Origin of the sequence: Natrinema salaciae (assembly GCF_900110865.1) — an archaeon.
Lineage (GTDB): Archaea > Halobacteriota > Halobacteria > Halobacteriales > Natrialbaceae > Natrinema > Natrinema salaciae.
Genome location: NZ_FOFD01000001.1, coordinates 400,344 through 421,265, shown reverse-complemented (window position 1 = coordinate 421,265; position 20,922 = coordinate 400,344). Strand labels below are relative to the sequence as shown.

General features: G+C 66.1%; 19 protein-coding genes. 2 read left to right on the top strand and 17 right to left on the bottom strand.

Annotated features, from left to right (window positions below; genetic code table 11):
* Window positions 1–3 precede the first annotated feature (3 nt).
* The 8 genes from BMX07_RS02090 to BMX07_RS02055 form a co-directional block, all read right to left on the bottom strand.
* The gene (locus tag BMX07_RS02090) at window positions 4–966 is read right to left on the bottom strand and encodes a sugar phosphate isomerase/epimerase family protein (RefSeq protein WP_090612934.1); all 963 of its coding nucleotides are present in this window, start codon (window positions 964–966) and stop codon (window positions 4–6) included.
* A gap of 147 nt (window positions 967–1,113) precedes the next feature.
* Window positions 1,114–2,190: a Gfo/Idh/MocA family protein gene (locus tag BMX07_RS02085; RefSeq protein WP_090612930.1), complete on the bottom strand. Its 1,077-nt coding sequence runs from the start codon at window positions 2,188–2,190 to the stop codon at window positions 1,114–1,116.
* A 51-nt stretch (window positions 2,191–2,241) separates the two neighbouring features.
* Window positions 2,242–2,445, bottom strand: a complete 204-nt coding sequence (locus BMX07_RS02080) for a DUF8005 family protein (protein WP_090612927.1) — start codon at window positions 2,443–2,445, stop codon at window positions 2,242–2,244.
* Window positions 2,438–3,658: an ABC transporter ATP-binding protein gene (locus BMX07_RS02075; protein WP_090612923.1), complete on the bottom strand. Its 1,221-nt coding sequence runs from the start codon at window positions 3,656–3,658 to the stop codon at window positions 2,438–2,440. Before BMX07_RS02075 ends, BMX07_RS02080 begins: the two co-directional genes overlap by 8 nt.
* A gap of 2 nt (window positions 3,659–3,660) precedes the next feature.
* Complete coding sequence (locus tag BMX07_RS02070; protein WP_090612919.1) at window positions 3,661–4,671, bottom strand: carbohydrate ABC transporter permease; 1,011 nt, start codon at window positions 4,669–4,671, stop codon at window positions 3,661–3,663.
* Window position 4,672: 1 nt separating this feature from the next.
* On the bottom strand, window positions 4,673–5,686 hold the full coding sequence (locus tag BMX07_RS02065) for a carbohydrate ABC transporter permease (protein ID WP_090612915.1): 1,014 nt from the start codon (window positions 5,684–5,686) through the stop codon (window positions 4,673–4,675).
* Window position 5,687: 1 nt separating this feature from the next.
* Window positions 5,688–7,154, bottom strand: a complete 1,467-nt coding sequence (locus BMX07_RS02060; RefSeq protein WP_090612912.1) for a substrate-binding domain-containing protein — start codon at window positions 7,152–7,154, stop codon at window positions 5,688–5,690.
* A gap of 199 nt (window positions 7,155–7,353) precedes the next feature.
* A complete protein-coding gene (locus BMX07_RS02055; protein WP_090612908.1) occupies window positions 7,354–8,430 on the bottom strand; it encodes a TrmB family transcriptional regulator in 1,077 nt (358 codons plus the stop codon).
* A 129-nt stretch (window positions 8,431–8,559) separates the two neighbouring features.
* On the opposite strand from BMX07_RS02055, the gene BMX07_RS02050 reads away from it, so the two are divergent.
* Both BMX07_RS02050 and BMX07_RS02045 read left to right on the top strand, forming a co-directional pair.
* The gene (locus BMX07_RS02050) at window positions 8,560–9,396 is read left to right on the top strand and encodes a DUF8054 domain-containing protein (protein WP_090612904.1); all 837 of its coding nucleotides are present in this window, start codon (window positions 8,560–8,562) and stop codon (window positions 9,394–9,396) included.
* Window positions 9,397–9,562: 166 nt separating this feature from the next.
* A complete protein-coding gene (locus BMX07_RS02045) occupies window positions 9,563–10,177 on the top strand; it encodes a hypothetical protein (protein ID WP_090612900.1) in 615 nt (204 codons plus the stop codon).
* 51 nt (window positions 10,178–10,228) lie between these two features.
* Here the strand turns inward: BMX07_RS02045 and BMX07_RS02040 are convergent, their stop codons facing one another.
* The 9 genes from BMX07_RS02040 to BMX07_RS02000 all read right to left on the bottom strand — a co-directional run bounded on the left by BMX07_RS02040 (window position 10,229) and on the right by BMX07_RS02000 (window position 20,859).
* Window positions 10,229–12,778 (bottom strand): beta-glucosidase family protein, encoded by a 2,550-nt coding sequence (locus BMX07_RS02040; protein WP_090614778.1) that lies wholly within the window; start codon window positions 12,776–12,778, stop codon window positions 10,229–10,231.
* A 465-nt stretch (window positions 12,779–13,243) separates the two neighbouring features.
* Window positions 13,244–13,861 carry a nitroreductase family protein gene (locus tag BMX07_RS02035; RefSeq protein ID WP_090612896.1) on the bottom strand — a complete coding sequence of 206 codons (618 nt, stop codon included), beginning with the start codon at window positions 13,859–13,861 and terminating at the stop codon, window positions 13,244–13,246.
* Between the two features lie 229 nt (window positions 13,862–14,090).
* Window positions 14,091–15,173 carry a methionine synthase gene (locus BMX07_RS02030; RefSeq protein WP_090612893.1) on the bottom strand — a complete coding sequence of 361 codons (1,083 nt, stop codon included), beginning with the start codon at window positions 15,171–15,173 and terminating at the stop codon, window positions 14,091–14,093.
* On the bottom strand, window positions 15,170–16,174 hold the full coding sequence (locus BMX07_RS02025; RefSeq protein ID WP_090612889.1) for a 5-methyltetrahydropteroyltriglutamate--homocysteine methyltransferase: 1,005 nt from the start codon (window positions 16,172–16,174) through the stop codon (window positions 15,170–15,172). Before BMX07_RS02025 ends, BMX07_RS02030 begins: the two co-directional genes overlap by 4 nt.
* 228 nt (window positions 16,175–16,402) lie before the next feature.
* Window positions 16,403–17,620 (bottom strand): outer membrane protein assembly factor BamB family protein, encoded by a 1,218-nt coding sequence (locus BMX07_RS02020; RefSeq protein WP_090612881.1) that lies wholly within the window; start codon window positions 17,618–17,620, stop codon window positions 16,403–16,405.
* 68 nt (window positions 17,621–17,688) lie between these two features.
* On the bottom strand, window positions 17,689–18,261 hold the full coding sequence (locus tag BMX07_RS02015; protein WP_090612876.1) for a HemK2/MTQ2 family protein methyltransferase: 573 nt from the start codon (window positions 18,259–18,261) through the stop codon (window positions 17,689–17,691).
* Window positions 18,262–19,425, bottom strand: coding sequence for a mechanosensitive ion channel family protein (locus BMX07_RS02010; RefSeq protein ID WP_090612870.1), 1,164 nt, complete (start codon window positions 19,423–19,425; stop codon window positions 18,262–18,264).
* Between the two features lie 104 nt (window positions 19,426–19,529).
* Window positions 19,530–20,366, bottom strand: coding sequence for a 16S ribosomal RNA methyltransferase A (locus tag BMX07_RS02005; RefSeq protein ID WP_090612865.1), 837 nt, complete (start codon window positions 20,364–20,366; stop codon window positions 19,530–19,532).
* Between the two features lie 82 nt (window positions 20,367–20,448).
* A complete protein-coding gene (locus BMX07_RS02000) occupies window positions 20,449–20,859 on the bottom strand; it encodes a GNAT family N-acetyltransferase (protein ID WP_090614775.1) in 411 nt (136 codons plus the stop codon).
* Window positions 20,860–20,922 lie beyond the last annotated feature (63 nt).

Genomic DNA, 20,922 nt, shown 5'->3' with positions numbered 1-20,922 from the left:
CGATCACTCCGCCCAGTAGGCCTCGCCCGGCTGGTCCCGGAAGACGGCCCGCTCGAGCAGGTCGATCGCTTTCTCGAGTCCCTCGCGGGAACTGGTCAGCGAGTCCTCGTGCTCGATGCTCAGCGCGCCGTCGTAGCCGACCATCCGGAGCGTCGAGACGAGGTCCTTCCAGTGGGACTCGTCGTGGCCGTAGCCGACGGAGCGGAAGAGCCACGACCGGTCGGCCGCCTCGTCGTAGGCCGTGGTGTCGAGGACGCCCTTCTCGCGGGCCTGTTCCTCGTAGATCCTGGTGTCCTTGGCGTGGACGTGGTGGATCGCGTCGTCGAGGAAGCGGACGGCGTCGGTGACGGAGATCCCCTGCCAGTAGAGGTGGGAGGGGTCGAAGTTCGCTCCCACGCGATCGTTCGTCTCCTCGCGCAGGCGCGCCATGCCGTGGGGCTCGTACACCAGCATGTTCGGGTGCATCTCGATGGCCAGGTCGACCCCGTGGTCGTCCGCGTACGCGGCGAGGTCACCCCAGTAGTCGACGGCGACGTCCCACTGGTACTCGTGAGCCTCGGCGTGCTCGGACGGCCACGGCGCGGTGATCCAGTTGGGCGTCTCGTCGGAGGGACTCCCGGCGGGCAGTCCCGAGAAACAGGTGACGGTCCCGACCTCGAGCTGGGCGGCCAGCCGGATCGCCTCGCGCAGTTCGGTGTCCGCCGCCGCGGCCTGCTCGTCGTCCGGATGGAGCGGGTTGTTGTGCGTCGCGAGCGCGCTGATCCGCATCCCGTGCTCCTCGAGCAGTCCCCGTAACTCGGTCTGTGCGTCCTCGTCGTCGAGAGACGCCCGACGATCGAGGTGGTCGTCGCCGGGGTAGCCGCCGACGCCGGGTTCGATCGCGTCGACGCCGACATCGGCGAGATACGCGAGCGCGTCCTCGAGCGATTCGTCCGCGAGCGGTGGCGTGTGTACACCGATATCCATACGGTTCGTCGGAACCGTTCTGCGGATATAAATTTCACGGAATTAGATGAAGAAAATAAACACAGAGTGGTCTAATCGGGTCGATTCGGGCCGCGTTCTCGAGGAACGCCGACGGCGCGATTCCGGCGGGTCACGCCGGAGCCGCAGTCAGGGCTCCGCGTCGGCCGGATCGACGGTGTGGCCGCCCTCGCTCGAGCGGTAGATGCCGTCGATGATCCGCTGGACGGTCAGCGCGTCCTCGATGTCGCCGCCGATATCGCGACTGGTCGTGACGGCGTCGAAAAACGCCCGCTGTTCGTCCGCGTGGGTATCGTTCTCCGACGTTTCGACGGTCGTATCGAGCAGGTGATCGGGACCGTCCGCGCTCGCCGAGTGGATGGTGAGATCGCCCTCGAGGAGATCGAACCGAGCGGCGGCTTCGGTGCCGCGGACGACGAACTCGTGGGTCGCCGGCCGGTTGGTCGCCCACGCCACCTCGAGCGAGACCGTTCGGTTCCCCGCACAGCGGACGAAGGCGCTGGCCGAGTCGTCGACGTCGAACGCCTCGGGGCCGCTGTCGTCGCCCCACATCTCGAGGTAGGCGTAGTCGTCTCGGTCGCCGAACTCGGACCGGGTGACCCCGGAGACCTCCTCGACGGCCGGATAGCCGAGCAGGTACATCGAGAGGTCGATCGCGTGGACGCCGAGGTCGATGAGCGCGCCGCCGCCGGAGATCTCCCGGCGCGTAAACCACGAACCGCGACCCGGGATACCGCGCCGTCGGACGTAGTTGGCCTCGACGTGGGTGACCTCCCCGAACTTGCCGCGATCGATCCGGTTGCGGACGAGCTGGACGGCGTTCAGGAACCGGTTGTTGAACCCGATCTTGACCGTTCCCTCGGCGGTCGCCGCCGCGTCGGCGATCCGCTCCGCGCTCTCGAGCGTGTTCGCCAGCGGCTTCTCGAGGAGCACGTGACAGCCGCGCTCGAGGGCGGCGACGGTGTACTCCTCGTGATACTTGTTCGGCGTCGTAATGACGACGGCGTCGACCTCGTCGTAGAGGTCGTGGCAGTCGTCGTAGACCGGGACGTCGTACCGGTCGGCGAACCGGGAGCGCGCGTCGGGGGCGATGTCCATCCCGCCGACCAGCGGCACGCCGAGCTCGACGAGCCGGTCGGCGTGGTGGTGGCCGATGTTCCCGAGACCGACGATACCGGTTCGAACGTCCGCGTACTCGCCGGTCATCGTTCGCCCTCCGGTCCGGCGCTACCCGGGGCGGTCGGGAGTCGTCTGCGATCAGTACAGCTGCTCTTCGTTGGTAGCACGTTCGTCATCTTGCGTTCGTCGTTCGTCGCGTTGCGTTCGGCCGCGGCGATACTGCTTGAGTCCCGGAACGATCTTGTTCTTCAGGTCGAGACCGAACGAGACGATCCCGTAGATCCAGAAGAAGTAGAGCGCGAGCAGGCCGCCGTAGTAGACGACCGGGACGAGATCACTCATGGGCTCCTCCCGAGTCGGCCTCGGCTCGCGCGCCCTCTGTCGCCGGACCCGCCGAGTCGGCCGAGTCCGACAGCGCTGCGACCCCGTGGGCGATCGCGTCGCCCGACGCTGCCTCGAACAGGTGAATCTTCGACCGATCGAGTTCGACGCGGACCTCGTCGTCCTCCGTGATCGCCGAGTCGGGATCGACGCTCATCAGCAGCTGGTTCGACGCGTTCGAGGCCTCCTCGCTCGTCATCATCCCCCCACCCGAGCCGTCGAGTGTGAGGTAGACGAAGATCTCGTCGCCCATCGGCTCCAAAACGTCGGTGGTCGCGTCGATGACCGCCGACGAACTGGCCGGCGAGTCGGCGGTATCCACGGGGTAGATGTCCTCGGGACGGATGCCCATCGTGACGGCGTCGCCGGGGGCGACCTCGAGGCCGTCGACGTCGAACTCGACGTCGAAGTGGTCCGTCTCGAGGCCGGTTTCGGTCAGTTCACCCTCGACGAAGTTCATCGACGGTGAGCCGATGAAGCCGGCGACGAACCGGTTCGCCGGCTCGTTGTAGCAGACCAGCGGCGGATCGATCTGCTGGAGTTCGCCGGCGTTGATGACCGCGATCCGGTCGGACATGGTCATCGCCTCGGCCTGATCGTGGGTGACGTAGATGATCGTCGTATCGAGTTGCTTGTGCAGCCGCTGGAGCTCCGTCCGCATGTGGACGCGCAGCTTCGCGTCCAGGTTTGCCAGCGGCTCGTCCATCAGGAAGACGTCCGGCTCGCGGACGATCGCGCGGGCGATCGCCACCCGCTGTTGTTGGCCGCCCGAGAGTTCGTCGGGCATCCGATCGAGCATCCCCTCGAGCTGGACGACGTCGGAGGCGCGCTCGACGCGGCGGTCGATCACCTCCTGGTCGTACTTCCGGAGGCGCAGTCCGAACGAGATGTTGTCGTAGACGTCCATGTGCGGGAACAGCGCGATGTTCTGGAAGACCATCGCGACGCCCCGGTCCTTCGGGGGGAGCTTGGTGACGTCGGTCTCACCGATCGTGATCGTCCCCTCGGTCGGTTTGGTGAGGCCGGCGATGGTCTCCATGGTCGTCGACTTCCCGCAGCCCGAGGGGCCGACGAGGCAGACGAACTCGCCGTCCTCGATCTCCAGATCCATCTCGTCGACGGCGACGATGTCTTCGTAGCGTTTCGTAACGTTGTCGAGTCGTACTCGTGCCATTGTTATTCTTTGAGTGCTCCGTCGGTCAGTCCGCTGACGATCTTTTCCTGTGCGACGACGACGATGATCAGCATGGGCAACACGCCGACGATGCTGGCGGCCGCCATGAGGTTGAAGTCCGTCGTGTACTGGGTCTGGTAGCTGAGGATGCCGCCGACCAGCGGCGACCACTGGTTGGGCTCGTTCTGTATCGCCATGATCGAGCTGAAGAAGTACTCGTTGTAGACCGAGATGAACGTCAGCACGGCCGCCGTCACGACGCCGGGCGCCGACAGCGGCATAATCACGCGAAACAGCGCGCCCAGCCGGGTCGTTCCCTCGACGCGCGCCGCGTCCTCGAGCCCGTCCGGAATCTGCCCGTAAAACGTCGTGAGGATGAAGATTGCGAGCGGCAGGAACAGCGCGCTGAAGGGCATGATCATCGAGCCCGGCGTGTTGACGAGCCGCGGCGGCGAGAACAATTCGATGCTCAGGAACGGCACCGTCACCGGATTGCCGAGGAACGCATCGTACAGCGGGATCAGGAACGCCGCCGGCGGGAAATACGAGACCGCCAGGATGGCGAGCATCATCACGCTGCGTCCGGGGAACTCGAGGCGGCCGAAAACGTACCCCGCAAGGCTCGCGAGGACGATGACGATGAGCGTCGTCGCCGTCGCGAGCACGAAGCTGTTGAACATGTAGAGGTGGAACGGTACCTGCTGGAACACCTCCACGAAGGCGGTGACGTTGAATCCCTGCGGCGTCGGGAACGGCACGTCGCCCAGGAGGGGAACGGACACGTTCCAGTCGCCTTGCCTGATCTGGCCACTCGGCGTCAGTGCGAGCACGAGAAGCCAGTAGAACGGGAACAGCGTCGTCACGAGGAAGAACCCGGTGACGACGTAGAACAACGCTCTGTAGTGCCGTTTGCGTTTGTCGGGTTCGGTGACGACGCCGTGGGCCCACCGCTCGAGCGGCCCCTTGTTTTCGTCCTCGGCCGATTTGGACGCAGTATCAGCTTGCGCTGCCATCTCAGAACCCCTCCTTGTACTGCTGGTAGATCACGCCCAACACCGCGACGGCGATGATGCCGGCGGTGACGAACGCGACCGCGGCCGCGAGACCGCGGTTCGTACCGAACGTCGTGACGACCATGCACGATAACGATGGGACGGTCGAGCAACCCGACACCGAGTCGATGAGGCCGTAGATCCGCATCGCGGCGATGGTCCGGAACAGGATCGCGATGCCGAGCGACGGTAACACGAGCGGGAGCGTGATCATCTTGAACTGCTGCCACTTGTTGGCGCCGGCGACTTCCGCGACGTCGTAGAGACTCCGATCGATGCTCTGGAGGCCCGCGAGGATGAGCAACGCCATGAACGCCGACGTCTTCCAGATGTCCGCGACCGAGAGTATCAGCAGCGAGCTTGCCGTATCGTTGAACGTGTTGTTCAGTTGGACGAGCCCCAGTCTGGACAGCGGTTCCGTCAGGAACCCGGCGCTCGGGTGGAACATCAGGTAGAAGATCATCCCCTGGATGACGATCGGGATGGCCCACGGGATGATGATGGCTGCGCGAACCCACCGGCGACCGCGGAAATCCTGGTCGAGGACCAGCGCCTGTCCGAACCCGATGAGCGTCTCGAAGAAGACGGTCACGACGGTGAAGATGATCGTCACCGCCAGTGCGCTCCGCAGGACGCCGCCGACGTGGACGAACGGGAAGGTCCCGTCGACGCTGATGTCGGGGAGGAACGTCGTCGATCCCGGGAGTTTGGGATCTGCCCCCCCGGTGAACAGTTCGACGTAGTTCTCGACGCCGACGAACTCCGGATCGGACAGGACGTTCTGGTACATCGACAGCTCGAACGTCCGCAACAGCGGGTAGAGCGCGATCGACACCAGCAGGAGGAACACCGGCGTCAACAGCAGGTAGGCGAACCCGGTCTCGCCGAGGTTCTCCAGCCAGCGTGTGATCGCGACGAGCGGACCCGACCGGTTCGATTGCCGCGTGGGGCCGGGCGTTCTATCTTCGGTGCTCATCTTATCCGTCCGCTTCGATCTCTTCGAGTCCACCCTGGAGATCCGCGGCCGCGTCTTCGGGACGCTTGTCGCCGGCGACCGCCGCGTTCACTTCCTCGGCGATGCGGGTCGACTCGTTCGGCCAGACGAGAGTCACGGGACGGGGCATCGCGTTTTCGCCGGCGACCCGGAGCGTATCGAGGTAGTTCCCCATCGGTTCGATCTCCGCGGCCTCCTGGGTGTCGAACAGGTTCGGCTTCGGCGGGATCCACCCGTAGAGGTCGAACATGCCGAGATTGAAGTCGTCGGTCATCATCGCGCGGATGACCTCGATCGCGTCCTCCGTGTGCTGCGAGTTCGGATTCAGCGTCATGTGCCAGCCGCCCAGCGCGGCCGTGGAGCCGCCGGTTCCGGGCTGGGCCGCCTCGTCCTTGGTCACGCCGTACGGGATCGGCATCGCGCCGTAGTCCTCGACCGGAATCGGGTCTTTGGCGACCTCGGTGTTCTGATTGATCGCGTACGGCCAGTTTCGCTGCATGACCGCTTCGCCTCCGAGGATGGCTTCGCGTGCGTCTTCCTCCTGCCAGGAAGTGATATCCGGCGTGGCGATCCCGGTCGGATACTCGTCGAGGGTGTCCTCGCCGTGTTCGTCTGCGACGAACGTCCGCATCATGCGGAGTCCCTCGATGAACTCGGGTTCGTCGACTGTCACGGGACGGTCCCCGACCGTGCCGAACAGGTTGTCGCGTCCGCCGAAGTACGCGCCGCCGAACGAGGACATGACCTCGTTCCACGTACAGCAGGACGTTCCCTCGTAAGCGTCCCACTGGGTTGCGAGCCCGTAGCTCGCGTCGGAGGCTGCGACGATCTCCTCGGTGACCTCGGCCCACTCCTGCCAGGTCATCGGCTCCGTGGCCCACTCATCGAAGTCGGACTCGCCGTAGCCGGCCTCCCGAGCGTAGTCCTTTCGGTACTGCATCGTCGGGTAGTCCGGGAATATCGGGACGCCGTACAGATCGTCCGAGTCGGGGTGGCGAGCCGTCGCGGTGAACGACTCGAAGTACTCGTCCTGTACCGTAGAGAGGTCGTCGTCGTCGAGTTCGTCGCTGAGGTTGGCGATGTGACCGCGCTGGATGAAGACGTTCACCCACCCGTTGTCCATCAGGAGCAGGTCCGGTTGCGATTCGCCGGCCTGAAGCAGATTCGTGTACGTGTCCCGTCGGTCGCCCGTGTCTTCGTCCCCGGCTTGCAACTCGATGTCGATCCCGTCCGCGCCACTGTCCGCGAGCAGCTGGACGACCTCTTCGCCGACCGCGTCGATGAGGTTCGGATCCATCCCCACGGTGACGGCGTCCGACGACGACTCGCCGCCGTAGATACAGCCGGCCAGACTGACCGTCGCCCCGCTCGCACCCGCCGCTTTGACGAACGTCCGCCGCGAGACGCTCGAGTCGTTCTTCCCCTTTCCGTGAGAGTGTTTATCACTCATATACTGCTCTATGATATTCATTCGGTATATAGTTAATGGACTGAGTACAACGGCCGTTGTTAATTGGCAGCACCATCGGAATCGTCCGGCTAGCGGAACATATTCGTTCACTGTTCTCCCGTTTCAGTCGCTATCTGTACCCCAATCGGACTACAAGTGGAGAAAAATAACACGAACGGCGGAGAGTGGTCCGGCCGCCTCAGTCGATCGACTCGATCGTGATCCGCGTCGCCTCGTAATCCTCGAGCATCGCTCCCCACCCCCCGACGGTGTACGTCCCGTCGTCGGTCGCGAGCGTCAGCGAGGCCTTGCCCGCGAGATGGAACAGCGCCGTCTGTTGCCCGTCCACCGTCGAGTGGCCCGTGTACGTGAGGTCGGTGATCGTTCCCCGTCGCGTTACTTCGCGGCCCGTGTCCGTCTCGAACCCGTAGACGGTGGCCTCGATCGTGGCCCCGTCCTCGAGCAACGGTTCGACGTCGCGGAGACACTGCCGGAGGTCGACGTACGTGATCGGCGGGTCGTCGCCTCGCGCCGAGTAGATCGTGTCGTGGATCTCCCAGAGACAGGTGAGGAAGTACCAGTGGAAGACGTACGTGTGCGTTCGATCGTTGACGATGACCCCGTACTCGTTGGTCGATTGGCCGTGCGGGGAGAAACAGGTCCACGATCGGTCGACGAGCGCCACGAACGGCGAGGGGAGGTTCCGGTACCGCGCCTCGGTACAGGCATCGGCCAACGACTCCCTCGACGGAACGTCCGTCTCCGTGGTGGTCAACGGAAACAGACAGATCTTGACGTCGACCCCCGATTCGTGGGCAGCCGTCAGCGCGTCCGACAGCTCGTCGAACTGCGCGGGGGTGAGGCCGATCTGGACCTGATTCGTCGCCGAGCGAATCAACTCGTCGGCCCGCGCCAGGACCGTGTCGAGGCGCTTGACGATGCTCACCTTGTGCTCCTCGAGGTCCGGTCGACTCCACCGATCCTCGATCTCGTTGGCCGCCGTCTCGAAGCGAGTCGCCCGCGAGCGGAGGTCGGCCAGCACGTTCGCCGGGTCGTGTGCGCGAGCGTGGAGACTGTCCTGCTCGTAGGTCTCGATGTATCCCGCCTCCTCGAGGCCGCGCAACACGTCGTAGATTCGCGGATCCGGGACGTCGCTGGCCTGTGCGATGTCGGTCGCCGACGCGGACCCGAGACCGAGCAGCGTGACGTACGCATCCGACTGATACGGCGAGAGCCCCGCGTCCTCGAGGATCTCGGTTAGTTCGTCACCGTCCATCGTCGAGCATCGTACCCGGTCGATTCGCTGTACTGCGTGTAATCATCCCAGTTGATTATTACACTCGCTGGAAAAAAATGTGTCTGTGGAGGCCATATTCAAGGTGGTTCGAACGAAAACCGACTGTCAATGGGAAACACGAAAGAACTGATCCGGCGGCCGGCGTACACCGGTGACGACCGGTGTTGGCCGTGTACGATCGCGAACGGCATCCTGCTAACGGTCGGGGTCGGCATCCTGACGGTTACCGGACGCCGGACCGTCGCCGCGGCGGTCGCCGTCGTCGGTGCCGTCGCGATCTGGCTGCGCGGCTACCTCGTTCCGTACACGCCACGGTTCGCGCCACGACTGGTCGCCGCGCTCCCCGTCGATGTCGGCGTTCACGACGACGCTCGCGAGCGCGACGCCGGATCGTTGTCCGACGCCGACATCGCCGACGAGGAAGCCGACGCGGCACCACCGAGCGGCGAGACGGTCGTCACCGCGCTGCTCGAGGCTGGCGTCGTCGTTCCGGCGGGTGAGGAACTCCGGCTCGAGGAGTCGTTTCGGACCGAGTGGCGTCGGGAGATGGACCACCTCCGTGGTCGTGAGCTCGAGGAGCTCGCCGCCGAGGCGGACGCGCTGACCGACTCGTCGATCGACGCGCGGGTCGGCCGGGACTGGCGCGGCCGGCCGTCGACGGTCCGCCTGGTCGGGGACGGCAGTCGCGGCGTCTCGCTCGACGCGGTCGTCGCGGTCGCCGAACTCGCCGCCGCCCGCGCTCTGGAGCCCCGGATCGACGACGAGCGCGTCCGCCTCGCCGCCGGCCGACCGCTCCGGTCGCTCCTCGAGCGGTGTCCCCGCTGTGACCGCGAACTGACCGTCTCGCAGTCGACCTGCTGCGGCGAGGTGACGCCGATCGGATCGACGCCCGCGGAGAAGTTGCGCTGTCCCGACTGCGACGTCCGACTGTTCACGTACGACTAGGTCGTCCATCGGGCCGCCGGGAGAACACCGGTCTCGCGTCGCGGTACGGGTCGGTATCGGCCCGAAAGCGGTTCACGGCGACGCGGTTCGGACCGCTGGCAGCGATGCCGGCTGTGTCGTGCGATAGCGTTTCACCCGTCGGGATCCTACGCCGTATCGGGGGACGATGACAGTACGAATCGATCTCGACGAACACGAGAGCGTCGAACTGACCGACACCGACGTCCGGAAACGGCCGCCAGACCGGCTCGAGTTCGCGACCGATGGGAATCTGACGGTGGTCTCCGCCCTGCTCGCCGAGTTCGAGGGGGCGACGCTGAACCCCGTTCGCGTCACGATATCCGCTGCGGACGCGAATCCCGTCGCGATCGATCTGACGGGGCCGGCGTCGCTCCGCCTCGAGAACGTCGACGTCGGCGTCGCGACACCGGACGGCGCGGATATCGCGGACGAGTTCCGGTCGATCCCCCCGTCGACGGACGAGGATGCCGGTTCGACCGATTCGCCGCCGAGCGTGATCGCGTTTACCGTCGACGGCGCGATCCGAGACGTCCCGCCGGAGACGCTCGCGGCCATCGGGGACGACGAACCGACGCTCGAGACGGTCACGTTCGCCGTCGGTGAGTCGATTCGGAGTGACGGCGGGCCGGGAACCGAGGTCATCTTCGAACTGGCGCTGTTCGGCTACGGAATCGTCGTTCGTCGGGATGGGACGATCACCATCGGTACCGGCGGCAGGGCGGCCGGAATCGACCCTCGAGACGAGGGGATCGATTCCTGACACGGATCCGTCGTGGCTCTCGGGGGCGACAGCGACCGCTCGGGGTGGCCGTTACCGATCCCACTCGTGTCCGCGCTCGCCGCCGCGATCGTTCCCACGTCCGTGACCGCTTTCGTGTCGGCCACTTTCGCCTCGTTTCCGCCGCTTGAGTCGGCGGTAGAGCGCCATCACGTCCTCGAAGTCCTCGCTGCCGTCGCCGTCGATGTCGTATCGGCCGGGTGCCGGCTCGGGATCCGTGATCGAGGCCTCGTTTTCGACGGTCAGCGTCGTCGTCTCGTCGCCGACCGAGAGCTCGTACTCGCCGGCCTCGACCACCGCCGCCTGGTCGCCAGGGACGTCGCCGGGGACGACCTCGAGCGTCGCGAGGTCGAGTTCGACGTCGACGGTCGCGGACTCACCGGGTTGCAGGGCCACTCGCTCGAATCCCATCAACCGGCGCTGGGGCTGCAGTACCGATCCGTAGAATTCGGTGTTGTACACCTCGACGATGTGCTCGCCGGCCCGGTCGCCGGTGTTCTCGACACCCACCCGCGCCGTGACCGTCGATGTCGACGCAGGGTCCTCGACCGCGGGCGTCGACAGCGAGAGCCCCGCGTACTCCCAGTCGGTGTACGAGAGTCCGTGTCCGAACTCGAACTGGACCATCCCGTCCGCCGCACCGACGGACTGGCGCGGCGGATAGTCGTCGTAGAAGAGGGGGACGTGGCCGACGTTCGCCTCCCAGGTGAACGGGAGCCGCCCCGAGGGGTTGTAGTCGCCGAACAGCGCGTCGGTGACCGCGACGCCGGTATCGCTGCCGGGCTGTCCGGCGAACAGGACCGCGTCGAGGCGGTCGAACGTCTCGTCGGTCCCGCGCGGGCTGCCAGCGACGATCACGCCGACGAGCGGAACGTCGTCGTCGGTCTCCGCGTCGAGCAGCGCCACGAGGTCCCGCTGCGCCTCGGGGAAGCGCATCTTGTCGCGGTCGCCGAAACCCTCGTTGTGTGGGCCTTCGCCGAGCACGACGACGACGGTGTCGGCCGTCTCGGCGGCGTCGACGACCGCCGCTTCCTGCTCGTCGGTGACGTCGAAGAAGCCGTTGTCGAAGTTCTCGTAGATACTCCCGTAGGGCGCGGCCTCGAACTCCGTCGGAACGTGGGTGAGCCGGTCGCCGAGCCGGTCGGCCAGCTCGCCAGCGATCGTGTTCTGACGCGGCCGCGGCCCGTCCTCGGTCAGGTCGCCGTCCTCGATCCCCTGCCAACCGAGCGTCCAGCCGCCGTGTTGCATCAGGAATCGGTTCGGCGTTTCACCCTCGATCCCGGGGCCGGTCAGCAACACGTCCTCGGTGCCCTCGAGCGGGAGGACGTCGTCCTCGTTCGCCAGCAGGACCAGCGACTCCTTGGCGAGTCGCTCGGAGACGTCCCGCGCACCGCCGACCAGGTCGCCGATCTCGTCCTCGTCGACGCAGGGCTGATCGAACAGACCGAGGCGTCGCTTGAGCTCGAGGATTCGCCGGACCGACTCGTCGATTCGCTCCTCCGAGACGTCGCCGCTCTCGACGAGGTCGATCGTCGTCTCGATGAACGCCGTCGGCGGCGTCTCGCCGCCGCACATGTGCATGTCGATACCCGCTTCGAGACCCTGCTTGACGGCCCGTCGCCACCCGTCCGGCGTATCGGGCAGGTACTGATGGTTGGACTGCAGTCGTTCGAAGTCGTCCCAGTCCGTGAGGACGACGCCGTCGAACCCGTATCGCTCCCGCAGCACCTGCGTCAGCAGCCACTGCGAGACGTGGGCTGGTTTGCCGTTGACCGCCCCGCTGTTGACCATCACCGTCTCGGCCTCCTCGAGCGCTCGTCTGTAGGCCGGCAGCTGTCTGGTGCGGAGATCGCGCATCGACGTTCGGGCGTGTGCCCGGTCCTTGCCCGTGTTCGGCGTCCCGTAGCCGGCGAAGTGTTTGACCGTCGCGGCGACGCGACCGTTCCGCTGGAACCCCCGCGCTCGCGCCCTCCCCAGTTCGCCGAGCAGCATCGAATCCTCGCTGTGGCCCTCGAAGTACCGCCCCCAGCGCATATCGCGGAGGACGTCCACCGTCGGTCCGAAGATCCAGTGGCCGCCCATCGCCGCGATTTCGTTCCCGGTGTGGGTCGCCGCCGCCTCGACCAGTTCGACGTCGCGGGTCGCGCCCATGTTCAGCCGCTGGGGAAAGCTCGTACAGCCGTCGAGCAGCGTGTTCCCGTGGAGGGCGTCGCCACCCCAGAGAAACGGGATCCCGTGGTCGGTGTTCTCGACGGTGTATCGCTGAAGGTCGTTGAGCCCCGCGACGAACTCCTCGCCGTCGAACGTCGGCCCCGTGGCGCCGCCGTTGAGGACCGATCCGACGTGGTGCTCCGCGAGCAGCTGCCCGAGCGTGTCTACGTCGTCGTGATCGTCGAACGCAGTCTCGGGGCCGAACCCCTCGCCGAGGTCGTCGATCGCTACCTGCGTCATCTGTCCGACCTTCTGCTCGAGGGATAGCTCCTCGATCAGCTCGGTGATGTCGTCCTCGTTCGCCCCGGCAGCGGCGGTGTTCGTCCCGACGCCGACCGCGGACGCGGCCGTCACCGCACCGGTCGCTTTCATGAACGTCCGTCGCGATTCGTCGATCGATTCCGATCCGTGTTCCGATTGGTTATTTCTCGACATGCGACAACACATTACAACTCGGATTAAAATAAATATTTCCTATGAGAATCGGTACGCGGTATGACGAGTGACGACGAAGAACGAGCAGGGTGTCGACGGACGCAGTACACGTTTCATGGCCCGCAAAGCGGCGAAGGAAAGGGGTTCCGAGTCCGACGAGCGTCGCGACGGTCACGGCGGACGGCACTCCCGCCAACAGCCATCCATCTGCAGCGAGCAGGAGCCAGTGTGAGCCGGCTCTCACCGGTTCGCCTTCTACCGTCTCACCCGACAGCGGATCGATCGTGCGCTGCACTCGGGTGCCGAACGAAACGTGGTTGAGCCGCCACCAGAGCCGCAGTAGAACGCGGTCGGCGGGCGGGATCGCGGGCCGTCGACTGCGCGAAATCGCGCGACGACCGCTTACTCGAAGCCGCCGCGGTGGACGATTTCGTCGACTGGCTTCCGGTCGCTGGGCTGTTCGCGCTCTCGCAGCTCCTCGGGGAGCGTCTCCGGCGGGGCGCGCTCGCCGATCGCGACCATCGCCTGGACGTCGAATTCGTCAGCAACGTCCAGTTCGTCAGCCGCGCGCTCGTAGTCGAAGCCGGCCATCGCGTGGACGACCAGCTCGCGACGGGCACCCTCGAGGGCGAGGTTCTGCCACGCCGCACCGGTATCGAAGGAGTGGGTCGGCGCCGGTTCGCCGTTGTGATCGAACGTCGTCTTCGAGACGATGACGGCGAGGACGGCGGCGTCGGTCGCCCAGGCCCGATTCGTCTCCACGAGCAAGTCGACGAAGCGCTCCCACTCCTCGTCCTCGCGGTCGGCGATCACGAACCGCCAGTGCTGGTTGTTGAACGCCGAGGGCGCCCAGCGGGCGGCCTCGAACAGCGGGAGGTACTCGTCTTCGTCGAGCGGTTCGCCGGTCATCGCGCGGGGCGACCAGCGGTTGACGAACAGGGGATCGATGTCGTAGGCGGGCTCGCGATACTCGGCGGCGTCGTCGCGAAGTTCGCGTTCCGTCTCGAGGGCGTCTTTCATCGCTCGTTTATTCGAGTGCATACTATGTATATATTATTGGACGCGAAGGTCACCAGGTAACACTCGTGTCTCTTGATCCAACCGCTCCGAGAGCCGAAATTTGTGTGCGAAAGTCACGCATGGATCGTCGTTGGACCCGATCGTCGAAACGGAACGCGGCGGAGAATGGCGGACAGAATCGCCGGCGACGGCCGAATCGGCGACGATCGTCCCACTGCGGGGCCCGCGGTCAGTCGTCGGCCGGCGTCGGCGCACCGTGCTCGATATCGATCTCACCCGCATCGAGGTCGGCCTCGACGTTGCGGGCCGCCTGTACCATGTTCGCCATCTTCCCGTACGCGACCTCCCGGGGCAGCAGCTTCACGCCGCAGTCAGGCGAGACGACGAGCTGTTCCGGCGGGACGACCTCCAGGCCCTTCTTGATGTTCTCCTCGATCTGCTCGACGGACTCGACGTCGGCGACGTGGGCGTCGCAGACGCCGAGCGCGAGGTCCTTGGTGAACTCGGGGTCCTTGAAGACGTCGAGCTGCTCGTAGTCGCCGTTCGCGAGTTCGAGATCGAACTCGTCGACCGGGAACTCGAGGATCTCGGGGTAGATCCGGGAGTAGTCGCCGTAACAGACGTGGAGCCCGATGCGGACGTCGTCGGGAATGTCCGCGACGATGTGCTCGAGCGCCTCGCCGACGATGGCGTGGTCGTCGGGCGTGGTCGCGAGCGCGGGCTCGTCGATCTGGATGTACCGTGCGCCGGCGTCGACGAGCTTCTCGATCTCCTCGTTGACGAGGTCGGCGAGCTCCAGGGTGAGCTCGTCGTCGTCCTCGTAGGCCTCGTTGAACGACCAGTTCGCGAGGGTGTAGGGGCCCGTGATCGGGACCTTGACCGGCCGGTCGCTGGCGGCCGCGGTGAACTCGTACTCGTCGACCAGCCAGGAGTCGTCGTACTCGACCTCGCTGACGACGCTGGGCTTGTCGAAGTAGTTGTGACCCCAGACCTTGACCGGGCCGTTGAACTCGTAGCCCTCGATGCGGTGGGCGAAGAACTCGACCATCTCGTTGCGCCGCATCTCGCCGTCGACGACGACGTCGAGGCCGGCCCGCTCGTGCTCGTCGGTGATCACGCGCGCGGCGTCGTCCTTCGCTTCCCGCCAGTTCTCGTCGTCGAAGTCGCTCTCCTCGTCCTCGTAGAGATCCTTCGCGCGGTTGAGCCACTTGGGTTTGGGGTAGGAGCCGACGACGGTCGTCAGCAGGAAGTGGTCGTGCTCGTGGTCGGGCTGTCGGAACTGATCCTTGTTCTCGTTCGTGTTCGTGCTCATGCTGCTTTCACCTCCGCGAGGTCCGCGGCTTCGGCAAGGACCTCGAGTTTCTCTACGTACTTGCCGTACGGCAGGTAGAACGTCTCGGTGTTCGTCGTCAGGTAGACCGTCTCGAACTCGGTGACGCCGAGCTGGCCCTCGACCCACTCGGTCCGGTCGCGAATCGCCTCGGGGTCCTCGACGAGGGTGTTCTGCCCGTCGGCGAGGCCGAGCGCGACGTCGTCGGTCGCGCCGTACTCCTGAATGTTGTAGAGGTTGTCGTCCTGATTCGCGACGAAGTCGAAGCCGACCGCGTCGATATCGGCGTCGAGCAGGTGCGCGTAGACCTTCTCCTCGAGCGCGCCCCAGTAGGGCTGGACGACGACGTCGGCGTCGGTCGCGCTCGCGACCCGATCGATCGCCTCGCTCGCGCGCTCGTCCTCGCCGTCCTCGGGCGCGTTCTCGACCAGCGACGGCTCGAGCAGGAACAGGGTCTCGTGGTCCGGGAAGGCGTCCGCCTCGCCCGCGAGGAAGTCGGCGATCGCCGCGAGGAAGTCGGCGTCGTCGCCGTAGTGTTCGTCGGTCGCGAGATCGGCGAGGGAGTACGGACCGGGGAGGACGGCCTGCAGATCGTCGCCGCCGGCCAGTTCGGCGGCCGCCTCGAGTTCCGACGCGACGTCGCCGGAGGGCTCGAGATCGTCCTGAACGACCGGCTCTCGGTAGAAGTTGTTGTTGTCGTAGTAGCGGACGATACCGCGCGTTTCGACGGCGTCGGCGACCGCCAGCGGGTGGGCGAGCATGTCGTCCCAGCGCAGCTGGCCCTCGACGACGCGGTCGAGACCGGCGTCCTGCTGGACGCCGACCACTTCTTCGCGCGCCGCCTCGTAGGCCGCGGCGATCTCGTCGCTCTCGTCGCCGCTGATGAGGTCGTGTTTCTGGTGCCCTTTCAGGTCCGAGAGGTCGTCTTTCGCCCAGTCCGGGAGCGGATACAGCCCCGGCGTGGTCGAAACGTACTCAGTCATCGTGTCCCCGGCTAGGCTATACCGACGCTTAATATTTTCCATCCGTGTTAATACACTACAGTAATTTTTGCGGGTTTTCGCCGATTCCGGGATTCGGTTCCGATGTGCGTGCGAACGCCACCCACAGCGCGGCTACGCGACGGATAGCCGCCGGCGCGAACCCGGGACGACTCGCTATCGATCAGCGACTCGAGCCGTCTCGAGACTGGACGAGAGCGCTCTACGGAATCAGTCCAGTGCCAGCAGGGCGTCGGTCTCGTCGTCGACCTGTGCGACGACGTAGATCGTCCCGTCGTCGAGGACCGGCCCCGGTCCCACCCGGCCCGCGAACTCGCGCTCGAATCGGACCGCAGGGCCGCCCTCCGGACTGTCCCCGGGCGTCGGGTCCAGCGCGTGGAGACGGTCGCCGCCGACGAAGACAGTGTCACGACCGTACGCAGGTGCAGTGTGTCGCCCGTCGCCGACGTCGTGTTCCCAGTAGTGATCACCCGATTCGGTACCGACGGCGTGAAGTCCCCGATTGTTCGCGACGAGAACGAGTCCGTCGGCCACGGCGATACCGCGTTCTGCCCAGCCGATATCAGCCGTCCAGTTGCGTGTCGGGTCCGAAATACCGTCGTCCATCAGCGCGTACGTGGTCCCATTTCGGCAGTTGACGTAGACCGAGCTGGTATCCGCGCTGGGCGGAGCTGTCGGCTTGACGGGTAGTTGCCACCGCTTCCCACCCATTCCGTCCCCGTTCAGCAAATACACCATCCCAGCTCGAGTGGTAACGACGAACCAGTGTCCCATGAAAACGGCAGGGTGATCGAGCACCTGTCCGAACACCTCGCGATCCCACCGTACCGTCCCGTCGTCGGTATCGAGGGCGACGACGCGTTCTCCCGCCCCACAGACCAGTCGCTCTCCCCCGTGAGTCGCCGGCGTCGTCACCCGGCCGGGCATCTCGAACTTCCGTTCCCACAGTTGGTCGCCCGTGTCGGCCTCGAGCGCGCGAATCGCGTCGCCGGTCGAGACGTAGGCGACGTCGTTCCAGACCAACGGCACCTCTCTGACGTCCTCGAGCGTCCACAGTTCCGAGCCGTCGTCAGCAGTGAGGACCCGAAGGGTATCCACATCGGGCTGGTAGACGCGTCCACTGGCGACGACCGGTGCCCGAGAGGCGGACTGTGCGATCTCGACGCGCCACCGCTCGGAAAGGCCGTCGACCGGTGCAGCGGCGTCACCGACCGCCCGCGTGTTGGCCGCATTGCAACCGAACGTCGACCACTCGCCGTTCGCCCCGGTGGCGCTGTTCTCGGGATTCGACAGCGTACCACCGCCCGCCGGCGGCGGCTCGTCCGGGTCCGGATCTCTGAAGCTCGAGAGCGCGGAACAACCCGCGAGGGCGACGCTCGAGCCGGTCGCAGCGACGGTCGTCAGCAGGGATCGTCGGGCGGGAGGCACTATCCGAACTGTTCACTCGACCGAAAAGGCTTTTCTGATGACGCGTTCCCATCACCGCATCTCGGGCGCTACCGGAGTAACTCGAGCACCGTCAGTGTCTCGAATGGGAACGACTCGTCGGCGACGGCCACCGCGCTGAACCCCTCCTCGCCGGCCCGCTCGACGACCTCGTCGACGCCGGTGAGGCTGCTGACGAGCAGGTAGACGACGCCGTCGGGGGAAAGCACGCGGCCGACGCGCTCGAGGAAGGGATCGATGACGGCCCGACCGTCCTCGCCACCCGACAGCGCACGTTCCATCCAGTCGTCCCACTCGTTTTCGGGATCGGTCGGCAGGTACGGCGGATTGAACGCGACCGCGTCGAACGCGCCGTCCCGGAACGGCGAGACGAGATCCGCTCGCACCGTCTCGACGCCCGCCGTCCGGGCCTGGCGAACGGCGTGCGGGTTCAGGTCCGAGGCGACCACGCGAGCGGCCGTCTCGTCGGCGATCCGCCCGGCGACGTAGCCCGAGCCGGTCCCCACCTCGAGGACGAGTTCGTCGGCCCCGACCCGCTCGCACGCCGCGTCGGCCAGCAGCCGGGAGTCCTCGGCGGGTTGGTAGACGTCCGGTACCTCGTCGCGTCGGTCCTCGAGTCCCATTTATCCATCCTCCGGTGTGGTCATGCGGTGTTCCGTCCCCGTCGCGTCCCCGTCGTCCGACGGCGTGCGCTGGCCCTCGTCGGCGATTCGAAAGCCGCCGGTCTCGGCCCGCCCCGACAGTTCGCGCTGCGGGTACGGGATCTTGATTCCCTCGGCCTCGAACGCCCCTTTGATGGCGCTGATCGCCGCGGTACGTGCCTTCCAGTGACGTCTAGCGCTCGGCTTGTCGATCCAGAACCGCACCCCCAGCAGGACCGCGGAGTCGCCGAACGACTTCCCGACGACCTGCGGTGACGGCGCGGACAGCGCCTCGTCGACCTCCTCGACCGCGTTCTCCGCGAGCTCCGCGGCCCGGTCGACGTCGGTCTCGTAATCGACGCCGACCTCGACCTCGAGTCGCAGGCGGCCCCGCTTCGAGCGGTTCGTTACCGTGCTCGAGGCGATGGCGTCGTTGGGGATCATGACGTACTCGCCGTCGAACGACCGAAGGCGGGTGTTGACGATCGAGATGTCGGTGACGATCCCCTCGTCGTCCTCGACTTCGATCCAGTCGCCGATCTCGAAGGGGCGGGCGAACATCAGCACGAAACCGGCGAGCATCGTCCCCAGCGTCTGGCGCGCGGCCATCCCGACGATGATCCCGAGGAACCCGGCCCCGACGAGCAGACTCCCGAGATCGTCGATCCAGATCCCCAGCACGACGACGAGCGAGACAGTCCAGATGATCACCTGCGAGAGTCGGTGGGTGATCTGCTGCTGGTGTTCGGTGACGGCCGCCGTCGAGTCCAGCACCTCGTCGATCACCCGTCGAACGAACCGCGTGACGATGACCGTCAGTACGACCAGAATGAACGAGAAAACCGCCTGTGGGACGGTGTTTCCGCCCGGATCGAGACTCTCGTAGACCCCCTGGATCTCGTCCGTCCGCCCCCAGACGCCCGTCACGATGGCGGCGCTCGCCGCACACGCGCCGATGAGCACCGTCATCGAGACGATATCCGCGTACAGCGGTCTCGCCCGATCGCTCAGCCACGCGTGGAGCCGCCGGTAGGTGAGTAACACGGCGACGACGAGTCCGACCGCCGCGACCGACACCGCGAGTTTGAGGGTCGTCGTCGGAAACAGCTCCGACAACCAGTCGAACCCCGTCAGTAGTCCGGACATACGTTCGTATGCAGCACCTGTCGTCCGCGCAGCTTTGAGTATCCGTTGGTTAAGCCGGTTCCGCGTGCCTCAAGCGTGCCGAACGACCCGGCTCGCGAGCGGGATCAGTCGGCGGGCTCGCCGACCGACATCGCGAGCTGGGCCAGCGCGGCGAACTCCGCCGGTGCCATCGCGCCGGCTCGCTTCTTGAGCACGTCCTCGTCGGCCGCATCGACGACCGCTTCCGGTTCCTCGAGCCCCGAAATGTGCGCCGTGTTTCGGATCGCGTTGCGGATCGTCTTTCGCCGCTGGGTGAACAGTGCCTTGACGAATCGCAGGAAGAACGCCTCGTCGTCGACCTCGTACGCCGGATCGCGTGGAACCGCCCGGATCACCGCACTCTGGACCGCGGGCGGCGGCGAAAACGCCTCCTTCGGGATCGACTCCACGAGTTCGACGTCCGCGTAGTGCTGGCTCGAAACCGAGAGCCGACTGTACTCGCCCGTCCCGGGTCCGGCGACCATCCGCTCGGCGAACTCCTGCTGGAACATCAGGACCAGGGGCCGCTTCTCGGGAAAGAGCCGAAACGCAATCTCGCTCGAGACGCCGTAGGGAAGGTTCGAGACCGACGCGGTGAACTCGGGCAGGTCGACCTGCAGGGCGTCGCCCTCGACGACGGTCAGATCGCCGGCGTCGATCTCGTCGGCGAACTCCTCGCGAAGGAAGCCAGCGAGTTCGCGATCCCGCTCGACGACGGTGACCGCGTCGCCGACCGCGAGCAGTCGGTCCGTCAGCGCGCCCGTTCCGCCGCCGATCTCGAGCAGGTGGCTCGTGTCGGCGTCGATCTCCTCGAGGTAGGTCGGCAGCCGGTCCAGCACCCGATCGTCGACGAGGAAGTGCTGGTCGCGGTCCGGATCGCCGCGGACCCCCGCCCGGGCGATCAGTCCGTCTGGATCTCTCATTGCCGACGCTTCGGCTGGGGTGCGTGTAAACGCACCGTCTCGCGGTCTCGGTCCCGTTCGCCGGGACAGCTGCTAACGCGCTTTAGAGTCCCTTTTCGATGACGTATCCCCACTGATCGAACTCCAGTCCCTCGTAGTACTCGTGGACATCCGTCTTCGCCAGTGGCGATGCGAGCGCGACGGATTCGCAGTCGCGCTCTCGAGCCCACGCCTCGACGAATTCGACGAGTTCGGTACCGTAACCCTCGCTCCGCCGCGACTCGTCGACGACGAGATCGTAGAGCCAGGCGTGGCGGGCGTGGTGGAGAACGCGTCGAACGAGCACGCCCGCGACGGCCACGAGGTCGCCGTCGACGAACCCACCGAACAGGTGGTAGTCGTCCTCGCCGGTCCACGCGAGTATCTCGTCCGGATCGGCATCACTCCACAGCTGTCGCAGAATCGGGACCGCTTCGCGTCGCGCGTCCCGCTCGACTACCTCGCGGATCTCCAGACGGCAGACGGCGGATTCGGAACCGATACTGGTTTCGATCTGACGTCTACAGCGCGACAACGA

Bases quoted from the DNA above. Each gene is read 5' to 3' on its own strand.
- BMX07_RS02035 (WP_090612896.1), bottom strand. From the start codon at position 13,861: ATGAAAGACGCCCTCGAGACGGAACGCGAACTTCGCGACGACGCCGCC.
- BMX07_RS02010 (WP_090612870.1), bottom strand. From the start codon at position 19,425: ATGTCCGGACTACTGACGGGGTTCGACTGGTTGTCGGAGCTGTTTCCG.
- BMX07_RS02085 (WP_090612930.1), bottom strand. From the start codon at position 2,190: ATGACCGGCGAGTACGCGGACGTTCGAACCGGTATCGTCGGTCTCGGG.
- BMX07_RS02015 (WP_090612876.1), bottom strand. From the start codon at position 18,261: ATGGGACTCGAGGACCGACGCGACGAGGTACCGGACGTCTACCAACCC.
- BMX07_RS02075 (WP_090612923.1), bottom strand. From the start codon at position 3,658: ATGGCACGAGTACGACTCGACAACGTTACGAAACGCTACGAAGACATC.
- BMX07_RS02045 (WP_090612900.1), top strand. From the start codon at position 9,563: ATGACAGTACGAATCGATCTCGACGAACACGAGAGCGTCGAACTGACC.
- BMX07_RS02070 (WP_090612919.1), bottom strand. From the start codon at position 4,671: ATGGCAGCGCAAGCTGATACTGCGTCCAAATCGGCCGAGGACGAAAAC.
- BMX07_RS02040 (WP_090614778.1), bottom strand. From the start codon at position 12,778: ATGAAAGCGACCGGTGCGGTGACGGCCGCGTCCGCGGTCGGCGTCGGG.
- BMX07_RS02025 (WP_090612889.1), bottom strand. From the start codon at position 16,174: ATGACTGAGTACGTTTCGACCACGCCGGGGCTGTATCCGCTCCCGGAC.
- BMX07_RS02090 (WP_090612934.1), bottom strand. From the start codon at position 966: ATGGATATCGGTGTACACACGCCACCGCTCGCGGACGAATCGCTCGAG.
- BMX07_RS02030 (WP_090612893.1), bottom strand. From the start codon at position 15,173: ATGAGCACGAACACGAACGAGAACAAGGATCAGTTCCGACAGCCCGAC.
- BMX07_RS02065 (WP_090612915.1), bottom strand. From the start codon at position 5,686: ATGAGCACCGAAGATAGAACGCCCGGCCCCACGCGGCAATCGAACCGG.
- BMX07_RS02080 (WP_090612927.1), bottom strand. From the start codon at position 2,445: ATGAGTGATCTCGTCCCGGTCGTCTACTACGGCGGCCTGCTCGCGCTC.
- BMX07_RS02060 (WP_090612912.1), bottom strand. From the start codon at position 7,154: ATGAGTGATAAACACTCTCACGGAAAGGGGAAGAACGACTCGAGCGTC.
- BMX07_RS02055 (WP_090612908.1), bottom strand. From the start codon at position 8,430: ATGGACGGTGACGAACTAACCGAGATCCTCGAGGACGCGGGGCTCTCG.
- BMX07_RS02050 (WP_090612904.1), top strand. From the start codon at position 8,560: ATGGGAAACACGAAAGAACTGATCCGGCGGCCGGCGTACACCGGTGAC.
- BMX07_RS02005 (WP_090612865.1), bottom strand. From the start codon at position 20,366: ATGAGAGATCCAGACGGACTGATCGCCCGGGCGGGGGTCCGCGGCGAT.